Genomic DNA, 12165 nt, shown 5'->3' with positions numbered 1-12165 from the left:
GCCGGTCGACGCCCCCCTCGAGTTCGCCATTGCCGGCGTCGACGCGGTAGCGGTGCGGGCCGACCTGTCCGACGAGCAGCTCGTACGCCTGGCCCTGGTAGCTCAGCTCGACCTTGCGGCCGACGGAGTGCCGGGCGCGGGGGCGGCCACCGCGGGCGGAGGTGAGGAACGCGGCGCGCTCGTGGGTCTCCTCGGCGTCGTAGACGTCGACGGCGGTGGCGATCAGCGCGATGTCGGCCACCCGGGACGGCCCGGTGGCGGTGCCGGCGCCGGTGCGGTCGAGCCAGCCGGTGTCGGCCGAGGCGGAGATCACCTCGTCGCGGTCGAGCAGGTCGAGCAGGAACGACTTGGTGGTGGTGCCGCCCTCGAGGACGACGGTGGTCTCGCGCAGCGCGGTGCGCAGGCGGGCCAGGGCCTCGTCGCGGTCGCGGCCCCACGCGATGATCTTGGCGACCATCGAGTCGTAGTCCGGCGGGATGACGTCGCCCTGGGCGATGCCGGTGTCGACGCGCAGGCCGGACCCGAGCGGGAACTTGAGCAGCTGCACGGAGCCGGGGGCGGGGGCGAAGCCGTTGTCGGCGTCCTCGGCGTTGAGCCGGGCCTCGACGGCGTGGCCGAACTCGGGCGGGCAGTCGCCGGGCAGCGTCTCCCCGGAGGCCACGAGGATCTGCAGCTTGACCAGGTCGATGCCGGTGGTGGCCTCGGTGATGGGGTGTTCGACCTGCAGGCGGGTGTTGACCTCGAGGAAGGTGAAGATCTTCAGGTCGGGCTGGTAGAGGTACTCGACGGTGCCGGCGCCGCAGTAGCCGGCGGCGCGCACGAGGTCGGCGGAGACCGAGCGCAGGTGGTCGGCCTGCTCCTTGGTCAGCAGCGGCGACGCCGACTCCTCGATGACCTTCTGGTTCTTGCGCTGGATGGAGCAGTCGCGCACGCCCGGCGCCCAGACGTTGCCGTGGGCGTCGGCGATGACCTGGACCTCGACGTGGCGGGCGTCGGTGACGAGACGCTCGATGAACACCACGGGGTCGCCGAACGAGCGCTCGGCCTCGCCCTGGGTGCGCTCGAGGGCGAGCTCGAGCTCGTCCTCGGAGTACACCTTGCGGATGCCGCGGCCGCCGCCGCCGGAGCGGGCCTTGATGATCAGCGGGTAGCCGATGGCCTGCGCGTGCCGGCGGGCGTCGGCGCGGGTCTCGACCGGTCCACCCGACCACGGGGCGACCGGCACGCCGACCTTCTCGGCGAGCAGCTTGGCCTCGACCTTGTCGCCGAGCAGGCGCATGGCCTCGGCCGACGGGCCGATGAAGGTGATGTTCAGGCGGGCGCAGACCTCGGCGAAGGCGGGATCTTCGGCGACGAAGCCCCAGCCGACCCACACGGCGTCGGCCTCGGCCTCGAGGAGGGCGCGCTCGAGTTCGGCATGGTCGAGGTAGGGGGTGGCGGCCGTGGTGGACGGCCGCAGGGTGACGTCCTCGTCGGCCTGGCGGACGAACATCGCCCGCCGCTCGGCCTCGGTGTGCAGGGCGATCGTCTTGATGTCGTAGTCGTGCTCGGAGTTGAGCTCCCGGACTGCTCTGATGAGACGTACTGCCGCCTCACCTCGGTTGACCACCGCGATCCGTTTGAACATACTCGTTGCCACCGTTCTCCAGGTTTGTGCGCGCTCGTGCGACGCTCGTCGAAGCTTCTCGCCAGTGAGTGAAGAAAGTTAACCGATGCCGAGGCCCACGTCACGGGTTGATAACGCGAGCAAGAACATGTATCGGTCGGCTCCTCGTGTCGGCGTATGCGTGCGGACGTGTGCGCCGACTGTCCCGGCGGGTGCCTGGGAGTCGGCGGACAGGCGGTCGGCCTCGTCCCGCGGACCGTCGTCGTCGACGGCCGAGTGCCCCCCGGTGGGGACGATCCTTCCGCTAACAGCATGAAGGAAACATGAGGGTTTGTCACGTTTTAGGGCCTCGGGGTCCGGGTTCGGTGGCTCTCGTCGGATGAATCGGTGAAAGATGTTGGCGGAAGCTGTTTTCCGATCCCGGAATGTGGCGCGGACTCGGTTCGATTCGGCCGCGCTCACGAATACCGTCGGGTAACACCGGGCAGTAACATTCGGCCCGTTGATTTTTCGGGCCCGGTGCCGCCGGGCCCGCGAACACCCCCGCCTACGCCAATTGTCCAGTATCGGACCGGCATCCACCCCTCGAAAAGGTCGAAACGGACACGCGCCGGCGGATGCCGGGTCCCTCGCCTCCACGCTCCGGCGGCGCGGGCGGGCGGAAACCCGCTGTGACGATTGTCACGGCCGCCCGGGGTGCTCGCGGGTGCCCGGGGTGCCCGCGGGTGCGGCCGAATGTCACACCGGTTCGATCACATCGACGCGATGTCACATCGGGCCCACCGGCGCATCGCCTATCGTGACTCCAGGCTTCGACAGGGGAGGATGAATGCCCGAGATCGTGCACGCCCCGGCCAGGCACCTGGCCGCCGTGGAATTCCACACCGACTTGGCCCACATCGGTGAACACATCGGCGAGGCGTACGGCGCCGTCGAGCGGTACCTGGCGGGCGCGGGCACGCCGCCGTCCGGCCCGGCCTTCGCCTACTACCGCAACTTCACCGAGGACGGCTTCGACGGCGCCGCCGGCTTCGAGGTCGCCGACCCCGTCGACGGCGACGGCCACGTGGTCCCGGTCGACCTGCCCGCCGGTGACGTCGCGACCGAGACCCACCTCGGTCCCTACGACACGCTCGAGCACACCTACGAGGCCCTCGCCGCCTGGGCCGCCCGGGAGGGCCACGATCTCGACCTGAGCACCGCGTGGGAGGAGTACTGGAGCCCGCCGGGCACTCCCGCGGAGGAGATCCGCACGGTGATCTACGTACCCGTGAAGACCTGAGGCGTATCGCGGAAGAGCTCCCACGCGTCCCGGCGGCGGGAGACAATCCGCGAATGTCCCTCGTCGTCGGATTCGCGCCGTGGATCCTGTACTGGATCCTCGTCGGCAACACCGGGTTCGTCACCGCCGTGGCTGCAGCCCTCGTCCTCGCCGCCGCCGGCCCGCTCGTGCAGCGCATGCGCGGAAAGCCGTGGCGCTCCCTCGACGTCGGCACCGTCGTGGTCTTCGCGCTGCTGCTCGTCGCCGCACTCACCCTCGACGACGCCGTCCTCGAACGCTGGCTGCAACCGATCGGCAACCTCGGACTGCTGCTCGTCGTCCTCGGCGGCATCCTCGCCGGACGGCCCTTCGTACGCGAATACGCCGTCGAGACAGTCGATCCCGCGACCGCGGCCGCCGGCGGATTCCGGTACGTCACCACCGCGATGACGTGGATGTGGGCCGCCGCCTTCGCCGTGATGACCGTGTCCTCGCTGATCCCACCGATCGTCGACGGAGACGCCACCGTCCGCGACGAGACCGACGCGCTGTCCGTCGTCGGCTACTGGGTCGTCCCGTTCGTCGTCCTGGGCGCGGCCGGGCTGGCCTCGGCCCTGTTCCCCAAATGGTTCGACACGAACTCCACGCTCGCCGCCACCGCGAACCCGCACCCCGAACCCGAATCCCCGGCCGCACCACCGCCGGACCTCGACTCCGCCCGCGTCCACCTCGTCGCACCGCGGCAGTCCCGGCACGACGAACCGTTCCGGCTCACCGTCGCCGGATCGCGGCCCGACGCGACGATCACCGTCACCGCGGAGGGCACCGACATGTTCGGCGCCCGCTGGCGGTCCTGCCGCACCTACGACGGCAGTGTCGACGTCGTCGACGAACCGTTGTGGGACATGCGGTTCGACGAACCCGACCGCGTGCCCGACCTGTTCGTCCCCCCGCCCGGCCGGTGGCCGGTCACGCTCACCGTCACCGACGGCCCCCACACCGCGCGACGCACGGTGATCCGCGCCGACGCCGCACCGGGGGTGACCGTCGAGGACCTCGACATCGACGGCCGCCCCGGCCTGCTCGCCCGCCCGGACGGCCCGACGCCGCCCCGCGGGTGGCCGGCGGTGCTGTGCGTCGGCGGCTCCGAGGGCGGCGTCGACTCCCAGCGCGCCACCATCGCCGTCCTCGCCTCGCACGGCCACGTCGCCCTCGCCTACTCGTGGCTCGACGAGAACTCCGAGGTCGCCGACGTGCCGCTCGAGCGTTTCACCGGCGCGCTGCGCCACCTCGCCGGCCGCCCCGAGATCGGCAGCATCGCCGCCGTGGGCATCTCCCGGGGAGCCGAGGGGCTCCTCGCCGCCGTCGCCGCCGACGGCACGCCGCTGCGGGCGCTGGTGCTGATCAGTCCCAGCTCCGTCGCGTGGCAGGGGCTCGGCCCGGACGGTGAGATCCCGGACACCCCCTCGTGGACCCTCGGTGGCGAGGCCCAGCCCTGGGCGCCGCTGCCGAGCTCCGCGCTGATGCCGCAGATGATCCGCAACGCCTGGCGGGCCGGCCGCGACGTCGCCCGGCACCGGCCGTCGCTGCTGCGCCTGGCCGACGCCTACCGCGCGGGACTGCGCGACGCACCCGGCCCCGCCCACCTGCGGGCCGAGAAGGTCGACGCCCCGATCCTGTGCATCACCGGCACCGACGACCAGCTGTGGCCGTCCACCGACATGGCGGGCGCACTGCTCGCCCGCCGCGGCGACGGCCGCGACCGGCACCTGTCCGTCGACGACGCCGGCCACCTCATCCGTCTCGGCATGTTCCCCGGCGACGCCCAGTGGACCGGCGGCATCGCCTTCGGCGGCACCCCGGCCGGGCAGGGCCGGGCCCAGCGCGCCGCCGTCGACGCCGTCGCCGAATTCCTCGCCTGACCGGCGCCCCCGCCGCGGCACCGGGATTTCTGGAACAGTGGAGAGGTCCGGACGCCACGAGGAGGTCCCGATGTCCGACGCCCCACAGTTCCCGGTCGGGTTCGAACCGGCCGAGCAGCGCCGCGAGCGGATGGCCGCGCAGGTGCGCCGCTGGTGCGAGCAGCACCGGCTCGACGGCCGGCACGCCCCGCTGTCGGACGCCGCCGCCCTGTGCCTGGCCGCCGGCCGTCTCGACGACGAGACCCGCGACATCCTGGCCCGGCGCCGCCGGATCGGGCGCGGGCTGCCGACCCTCGGCGGTTTCGGTGCGTTGCGGCACCTCACGGACGAGCACGCCCGTCTCACGGTGCGGGCTGCCGACCTGCGCCCCGGCGCCGCCCGGCTGGTGTTCGAGTACCGGGCGGGGGAACTGGCCAAGCGGCTGCGCAACGCCCACTACACGCTCACCGTCTCCGGCCGGCACTACGCGCAGGGCGTGCGGGCCGTGCGGCGGGAACGACGCGACGGCGTGCACCTCGACCCGCACCAGCGCGACGCCCTGTTCGCGGCGTTGCAGCACACGCCCGCGCCCGTCCCCGAGAAGATGGCCGATCAGGTGCGCGGTGCGGTGCTCGGCGTGGCCGTCGACCGCGTGACGCGCTGGTCGGACGGCACCGCGGCGGCCGCCGCGGGACGTCGCGCCGCCGACGCCCTCGGCCGGCAGGTGCCCGACGACGACCACTTCGTCGACCGGTACGACACCCTGCTGTTCCTCGCCGGCACCCTCTACGACCGCATCGAAGGTTCCACCGCGTGGCGGTCCGAGCACCTCGCGGTGCAGCGGTCCCAGCTCGATCTCGCCGACGAGCTGACCCAGATCGCCGTCGACACCGTCACGCTGCGCGGCCTGCTCGCCGAACTCGCCGACGCCCGCCGCGCGGCCCCGTCCGCTCGTGCGGCCGTCGATGCGCGCATCGCCGCCCTCGAACCGGTGTGGGATCAGCTCCTGGACCGGGTGGCGGCCCTGGCACGCATCGGCGAGCTGCTCACCGTCGCCGAGATGCAGTTGCGCACCGCCGAGGTCGAGGCCCGCACCGCCAGCCTCGACGAGCGGATCGACTCCCTCATCGGCCGCTCGGGAGCGCGGGAGCTCTCGGCCGACAACACCCACTTCGTCGGCGATCAGTTCGGGATCGCCGCGGAGCTGATGGGCTCGCTCCGGTCGGAGCTGCACGGCGACATCGCGGAGCTCACCGCGCGGGAGTAGAACCGCCGGATTGTCAGCGGTCACAGACCTTCTCGTCGACGGTTCCGACGTGGCCCGACGCCCCTGCTCCGCGAGCGCCCGGTGCTGTAGCTTTCACGCGTTCTCGAGCGAAGCGACTGGGGGGTGACCGGGTGCTGCACACGATGCCGATGGCGAAGGGCCTGGTGACGGCGGTGCTGCCGGCTGCCGTGCTCGTGCTCGCCGGATGCGGCGGATCGGGTGACACGGTCCGGGTGCAGGACGACCCGATCCTCGAAGCGGAGTTCGACACGGTGTTGCTCAGCGGTGAGCCCCGCTCCCTGTCCTCCGTCGCCGAGGGGGCCGGGCTGCCGCCGGGGTCGTGGGACCGCATGTACCGCTTCTCGATGCCCCTGCTGATGAGCTCGATCAACCGGGACCTCGGCCTGACCGGCACCGTGTGGGAAAACCTCCCGCAGACCACGGGTCAGGGTCTGATCGTCTTCATGTCCGACGGCGCCGTCGTGCGCGCCACCGTCGACCGCGCGCCCGTCGTCGAGGTCGACGGGTACGGCACCCCCGAGGCCCTGGTCGAGGCGAACCCGGGCACCGACCGGCTCGCGATCGTCGCCGGCCACTGATCCGCCCCGGTGGGACCTCCACCCGCCCGATTCGAGGCCCAATGGCCATTTTCCGACGGCGCTGCGGGTGAGACGCTGGACCCGGCACCCACCGATCGGCGAAAGGGCCGAACCAATGAAGGCACTGGTGTTCCACGGTCCGGGCAAACGCTCCTGGGAGGACGTCCCCGACCCCCGAATCACGGACCCCACCGACGCGATCGTCCGCGTCGACGCGGTCACCATCTGCGGCACCGACCTGCACATCCTCGGCGGCGACGTCCCTGAGGTCACCGACGGGCGCATCCTCGGGCACGAGGCCGTCGGCACCGTCGTCGAGGTCGGGCCGAGCGTGCAGAACCTCGCACCCGGCGACCGAGTCCTCGTCTCGTGCATCACCTCGTGCGGCCGCTGCCGCTTCTGCCGCGAGGGTCGCTACGGCCAGTGCCTCGGCGGCGGTGGCTGGATCCTCGGCCACCTCATCGACGGCACCCAGGCCGAACTCGTGCGAGTTCCGTTCGCGGACAACTCCACCCACCGCGTGCCCGAGGGGGTGAGTGACGAGCAGATGCTCATGCTCGCGGACATCCTGCCCACCTCCTACGAGGTCGGCGTGCTCAACGGATGCGTGCGCCCCGCCGACGTCGTCGTGATCGTCGGTGCCGGCCCCATCGGTCTCGCCGCGATTCTCGCCACCCGGCTGCTGAGCCCGAGCCACGTCGTCGCGGTCGACCTCGCCGACAGTCGGCTCGAGGCGGCCCGGGAACTCGGCGCGGACCTGGTACTCAACCCCGGCCGCGACGACGTCGCCGCCGTCGTCCGCGACCTGACCGACGGTCTCGGCGCGGACGTCACCATGGAGGCCGTCGGCGTGCCCGCGACGTTCGAACAGGCCGTCGAGCTGGTGCGACCGGGCGGCCACGTCGCCAACATCGGCGTCCACGGTGCGCCGGCCACGCTGCACCTCGAGAGCATCTGGATCAAGGACCTCACCATCACCACCGGGCTCGTCGACACGCACTCGACCCCGACGCTGATCGGCCTGGTCCGCAGCGGCAAGCTCGACACCTCGCCGATGATCACCCACCGGTTCGCCCTCGACGAGTTCGAGGAGGCCTACGACGTGTTCGGCCGGGCCGCCGAGACCGGTGCGCTCAAGGTGCTGCTGACGGCGACGCCGGGAGACTGATGGGGCGGCTGCGCTCGCTGTCCGAGTCGGTGGGCGGTGCCCTGCTCATCGCGTTCCACCTGCTCACCACCCGGATCCTGCGGCGGTGGCGCACCACCTGGGGCGCCACCGCCGGGGAACTGGCCGCGCAGTATCCGGGCGACGACCTGGTCCCCGCCCCGGACTGGGGCTTCACCCGCGCTGTCACGGTCGACGCGCCGCCGGAGCGGGTGTGGCCGTGGATCGTGCAGATCGGTCAGGGCCGCGGCGGCTTCTACAGCTACGAGGGCCTCGAGAACCTCATCGGCTGCCGCATCACCAATGCCACCGCGATCCGCCCCGACCTGCAGCACCTCGCCGTCGGCGACCCGATCCGCCAGCACCCCAAGGCCCCACCGCTCACCGTCGCGGTGCTCGAGCCGAACCGCGATCTCGTCCTGCACGGCGCAACGGAGCAGACCGGCGACGCATTCCTGTGGTCGTTCCACCTGCGTCCGGCCCCGAGCGGGGGCACCCGCCTCGTCGAACACGGCCGGGGACGCTACGGTCCGTCGCTCGGGAGCCGGCTCGCGTTCGGCCCGACGCTGATGGAACCGATCACGTTCGTCATGGGGCGGAAGATGCTGTACACCGTCGCATCCCTGGCGTGGTGACCCCCCGCGGGCCGAGCGAGCATGTCGTTTCGTCGGGCTACGGAGAGGCGCGGGACGGTCGCTCGAGACCCGGCGGCTCGTGCGTTGCCGCGAGTCCGAGTTCGGCTGCGGCGGAGGTGAAGTCCGGGTCGAAGAGCAGGAAGCTCAGCAGGTCGCCGTGGTCCTCGCGGGTTCCTCCCACGAGGCGGCCCAGCACCGACAGCCAGGGGTGGCGCAGGCCGCCCACCCCCGCGCCCTTCTCGCTGTAGATGTCGTAGGCGAGCCGGCCGAGGTCGTATGCCTGCTCGAGCGACGGGCCCGCGAACCGCACCTCGATCTCCCGATCCGAGGTCACGTCCGCGCTGTCCACTCCGGCTGCGCGGATGCGCATCAACCGGTCGTTGCGGACCTCGAGCTGGTGCAGGTCTTCGATCATGCGGTCCGAGAGGACGGCGCGCAGGACGAGTGCGGCGGCACCGAACACGTCGGGTGGCTCGTCGTCGCCAGGCGCGAGATCGGCGGCAGGCAGTTCGATCCAGTGCCGCGGCTGGGTCGCGACGACTCCGAGGGTGTCCGCGCCGAGGGCGAGGGCCGGCTTCAGCGGGGTGTTGAGCTGCAGACCACCGTCGACGTACCAGCCCGCCCACGCCGCCGGTTCGGTGACCCGGACGGGCCGGAACAGCACCGGCACCGCCGCCGAGGCCAGTACGTGCTCGACGGACAGTTCCGTCTCGACGTAGGTGATGTTGCGTTGTTCGTCGTAGTCGGGCAGCGGCACCGACGGGTGTTTCTCGACGAAGACCACGGTGCCGCGGGTGGCGACGGAGGTCGCCGTCACCGCGACCGCCCCGATGGCCCCGCTGCGGATGTTGGCGTGCAGGTCCTCCCAGCAGATGAGAGATGCCAGCAGGTCGCGCATGCGCTCGGTGTCGAGAAGGCTCGGCAGCGTGACGTCCAGACCGGCGGCCTGACCGAGGTAACGCAGGCCGGTGCCGACCAGCGTGCCGACGGGCCCGAAGACGTCGTCCAGTCCCACCGTCGACCACAGGCTCACGATCTTGTGGGTGGCGGACTTGTACCCGTCCCCGGCGAAGGCGGCCAATCCGACGACGTTCAGCGCGCCGGCGCTGGTTCCCACCAGAATCGGCGGGCGCTCCGACCGCGGCAGGTGGGGCAGCAGCGATGCGATCGCCCCGGCCTCGTACGCCCCCCGGGCGCCCGCGCCGGACACCACCAGCCCTACTGTTTCGCTCACGGTCGTCCCCCTCACGACGTGCATACATCGGAGAACGATACGCGCCGATGCGGCGCCGATCGCGTGATCCGCAGAAGCCGAGCGACGCTCGCAATGAGCGGACGTGCCGGCTATCCGGGCGAACGGTTCACTCGCTCGCCGGCCGGCTGGGCGGTCGTCGCGGCCGGCCGCGGCGCGAGCCCCGGGATCACGGTCTCCCCGTATGCCTCGAGGGTCGACGTCTTCGCGTCGTGCTGCAGGTACACGGCGAACTGGTCCACCCCGATCTCCTCGAGTTCCCTCAGCCGGTTCAGATGCTCCTCCGCGTCGCCGACGATGCAGAAGCGGTCGACGATCTCGTCGGCCACGAACTCCGCGTGCGGGTTCCCGGCGCGGCCGTGCTCGTTGTAGTCGTACCCGGAACGCCCGGCGACGTAGCGGGTGAGCGCCTCCGGCACGTCGCTGTCGGTGCCGTACCGCGCCACCAGGTCCGCGGCGTGATTCCCGACCATCCCACCGAACCAGCGGCACTGCTCGCGGGCATGCGTGAGGGCCGCGGCGGATCCGTCCGTCACATAGGCGGGTGCCGCCGCGCAGATCGTCACCGCCGCCGGGTCGCGACCGGCCGCCTCGGCGGCCGCGCGGACCCGCAGGATCGTCCACCTCGCGATCTCCGGATCCGCGAGTTGCAGGATGAATCCGTCGGCCACCCGGCCGATCAGATCGAGCGCCTTCGGCCCGTACCCGGCCACCCACACCTCGAGCGCCGACGTCTCTGCCCACGGGAAGCGCACTGTCACGTCCCGCACCCGGGCCTCACGGCCGTTGCCGAGCTCACGGATGACCTCGATCGCGTCGCGGAGCGTCGCCAGCGTCGCCGGCGCGCCGCCGAGGGTGCGCACCGCCGAATCGCCCCGGCCGATCCCACAGACGGTGCGGTTGCCGAACATGCCGTTGAGCGTGGCGAAGGTCGAGGCCGTGACCGTCCAGTCGCGGGTCGCCGGATTGGTCACCATCGGCCCCACCGTCACGGTGCGCGTCGCGGCGAGGATCATGCTGTGGACGACGTACGGCTCCTGCCACAGCAGGTGCGAGTCGAACGTCCACACGTGGGAGAAGCCGTGTGTCTCCGCCTGCCGGGCCAGCTCCACGACCCGCGCCGCCGGCGGGTTGCACTGGAATACCACTCCGATGTCCACGGGGCTCCTCCCGCCGCGACGTCATGTCGGATCCGATTCTGCGCGCACAACACCTCGGGTGTCCGGCACTCGGCGGGTTCGGGGATCGCGGGCCCATCTGCGGCGAGGGGCCGGTCGTGCCGCTCGTCTGCGTGTCGGTGTCCTGCCGGCGGGCGGTGTGGCCGAGACTGGTCCTGTGTCCGACAACGGTGGTGTGGAAGCGGTGGTGTTCGACCTGGACGGGGTGCTGGTCGACTCCGAACCGCTGTGGGAGCAGGTGCGTCGGCAGGTCGTGGCCGAGCACGGGGGCCGCTGGACCGACGATGCGCAGAGCCGGTTGATGGGCATGAGTACCCCGGAGTGGGCGAGGTATCTCAGTGAGGGTCTCGGTGTCGGCCTGCCACCCGACGACGTGGCGGCGCTGGTCATCGAGCGCATGGGCGCCCGCTACGCCGAGCGGTTGCCGCTGATTCCCGGTGCGGTCGAGGCGGTGCGCGCGATGGCGGCGCGGTGGCCGCTCGGGCTGGCCAGCTCGTCCCCGCAGGCGCTGATCGAGGCCGTGCTCGACGCCGCAGCGCTGGGGGATGCGTTCGCGGTGGCGCTGTCCACCGAGGGTGTGGCGCGGGGGAAGCCGGCCCCCGACATCTACCTGACGGTGGCCGAGCGACTCGGGACGAACCCGGCTCGGTGTGCGGCGGTGGAGGATTCCAGCAATGGGCTGCGGTCGGCGGCGGCGGCCGGCATGCGGGTGATCGCGATTCCCCATCCCCGGTACCCACCCGACCCGGATGCGCTCGCCCTCGCCGGGCTGGTGCTGCCCGGCTTGGACGGTCTCACCCCGGCCGCGGTGGCAGCGATGAGGTGAAAGGCGGAGGCCGGGGCCCCGCCCCGGTGCGGCCGGTCTCGCCCCTATGCCGGCGGACTCGGCGCAACGCCGACTGGCTGTACCGAAATACGTTCGGGGAAAACGGAAGTGGGCGCCGGGACCGCACAGGGCGCGAATCGCGCGGCCTGGAACAGATTGTCGGTGACGCACTCTCCGTCGACACCGCCGGGGACGGAACCGGCGACGAGACCACGGACCTCCCGGTACAGCGCGGTGGTGTGTTCGACGGCGAGTTGCACCGCGAGCTGGTGGTACGTCGTCCCGTCCTGTCCGGGGACCGGCTCACGGCCGCGGAGCGTGCCCGGATCGTCCTTGTTCAGGGTCAGGTGACACTCCTCGAACGAGGCGGGCGGGGCGGGCGGGCCCTCGCTCGGCGGGACGGACGACCCGGCCGGGGGAGCGGGCGGACCGCTCGGGCAGCCGTCGAGACCGTTGGCCGGGGTCAGCTCGAAGA

At 72.0% G+C, this 12165-nt stretch carries 10 protein-coding genes and 1 pseudogene; 7 read left to right on the top strand and 4 right to left on the bottom strand.

Annotated features, from left to right (window positions below):
* Positions 1 to 1627 (bottom strand): acetyl-CoA carboxylase biotin carboxylase subunit (locus OEY_RS0102315; RefSeq protein WP_010592334.1); only part of this gene is annotated, 1627 nt, incomplete at its 3' end.
* 808 nt (positions 1628 to 2435) lie between these two features.
* Between OEY_RS0102315 and OEY_RS0102310 the strand changes: the two genes are divergently transcribed.
* The 6 genes from OEY_RS0102310 to OEY_RS0102285 all read left to right on the top strand — a co-directional run bounded on the left by OEY_RS0102310 (position 2436) and on the right by OEY_RS0102285 (position 8434).
* The gene (locus OEY_RS0102310) at positions 2436 to 2888 is read left to right on the top strand and encodes a GyrI-like domain-containing protein (protein WP_010592333.1); all 453 of its coding nucleotides are present in this window, start codon (positions 2436 to 2438) and stop codon (positions 2886 to 2888) included.
* Positions 2889 to 2941: 53 nt separating this feature from the next.
* Positions 2942 to 4789, top strand: a complete 1848-nt coding sequence (locus OEY_RS0102305; protein ID WP_010592332.1) for an acyl-CoA thioester hydrolase/BAAT C-terminal domain-containing protein — start codon at positions 2942 to 2944, stop codon at positions 4787 to 4789.
* Positions 4790 to 4859: 70 nt separating this feature from the next.
* Positions 4860 to 6035, top strand: coding sequence for a hypothetical protein (locus OEY_RS0102300; RefSeq protein ID WP_010592331.1), 1176 nt, complete (start codon positions 4860 to 4862; stop codon positions 6033 to 6035).
* 131 nt (positions 6036 to 6166) lie between these two features.
* Positions 6167 to 6634 carry a hypothetical protein gene (locus OEY_RS0102295; protein WP_010592330.1) on the top strand — a complete coding sequence of 156 codons (468 nt, stop codon included), beginning with the start codon at positions 6167 to 6169 and terminating at the stop codon, positions 6632 to 6634.
* A gap of 115 nt (positions 6635 to 6749) precedes the next feature.
* The gene (locus OEY_RS0102290; RefSeq protein ID WP_010592329.1) at positions 6750 to 7802 is read left to right on the top strand and encodes a zinc-dependent alcohol dehydrogenase family protein; all 1053 of its coding nucleotides are present in this window, start codon (positions 6750 to 6752) and stop codon (positions 7800 to 7802) included.
* Positions 7802 to 8434, top strand: a complete 633-nt coding sequence (locus tag OEY_RS0102285) for a hypothetical protein (protein ID WP_010592328.1) — start codon at positions 7802 to 7804, stop codon at positions 8432 to 8434. Before OEY_RS0102290 ends, OEY_RS0102285 begins: the two co-directional genes overlap by 1 nt.
* 37 nt (positions 8435 to 8471) lie before the next feature.
* Here OEY_RS0102285 and OEY_RS27940 read toward each other — a convergent pair whose 3' ends face one another.
* Both OEY_RS27940 and OEY_RS0102275 read right to left on the bottom strand, forming a co-directional pair.
* Positions 8472 to 9692, bottom strand: a complete 1221-nt coding sequence (locus tag OEY_RS27940) for a patatin-like phospholipase family protein (protein ID WP_051009360.1) — start codon at positions 9690 to 9692, stop codon at positions 8472 to 8474.
* An 86-nt stretch (positions 9693 to 9778) separates the two neighbouring features.
* Positions 9779 to 10846, bottom strand: a complete 1068-nt coding sequence (locus tag OEY_RS0102275; RefSeq protein ID WP_010592326.1) for a TIGR03842 family LLM class F420-dependent oxidoreductase — start codon at positions 10844 to 10846, stop codon at positions 9779 to 9781.
* A gap of 175 nt (positions 10847 to 11021) precedes the next feature.
* Here OEY_RS0102275 and OEY_RS0102270 point away from each other — a divergent pair, with 175 nt between their 5' ends.
* Entirely contained in the window at positions 11022 to 11690 is a 669-nt protein-coding gene (locus tag OEY_RS0102270) for an HAD family hydrolase (RefSeq protein WP_010592325.1), read from the top strand.
* A gap of 44 nt (positions 11691 to 11734) precedes the next feature.
* On the opposite strand, the pseudogene OEY_RS27935 reads toward OEY_RS0102270, so the two are convergent.
* Positions 11735 to 12165, bottom strand: a pseudogene (locus OEY_RS27935) (hypothetical protein); the annotation flags it as partial.

The sequence above is a fragment of the Rhodococcus sp. P14 genome, from assembly GCF_000256505.1.
GTDB classification, from domain to species: Bacteria; Actinomycetota; Actinomycetes; order Mycobacteriales; family Mycobacteriaceae; genus Rhodococcus; species Rhodococcus ruber.
This window is presented reverse-complemented; position numbering and strand designations above follow the sequence as displayed.

Excerpts from the sequence above, each read along its gene's own strand:
- OEY_RS0102310 (WP_010592333.1), top strand. The coding sequence starts at position 2,436 with ATGCCCGAGATCGTGCACGCCCCGGCCAGGCACCTGGCCGCCGTGGAA.
- OEY_RS0102305 (WP_010592332.1), top strand. The coding sequence starts at position 2,942 with ATGTCCCTCGTCGTCGGATTCGCGCCGTGGATCCTGTACTGGATCCTC.
- OEY_RS0102300 (WP_010592331.1), top strand. The coding sequence starts at position 4,860 with ATGTCCGACGCCCCACAGTTCCCGGTCGGGTTCGAACCGGCCGAGCAG.
- OEY_RS0102290 (WP_010592329.1), top strand. The coding sequence starts at position 6,750 with ATGAAGGCACTGGTGTTCCACGGTCCGGGCAAACGCTCCTGGGAGGAC.
- OEY_RS0102285 (WP_010592328.1), top strand. The coding sequence starts at position 7,802 with ATGGGGCGGCTGCGCTCGCTGTCCGAGTCGGTGGGCGGTGCCCTGCTC.
- OEY_RS27940 (WP_051009360.1), bottom strand. The coding sequence starts at position 9,692 with ATGCACGTCGTGAGGGGGACGACCGTGAGCGAAACAGTAGGGCTGGTG.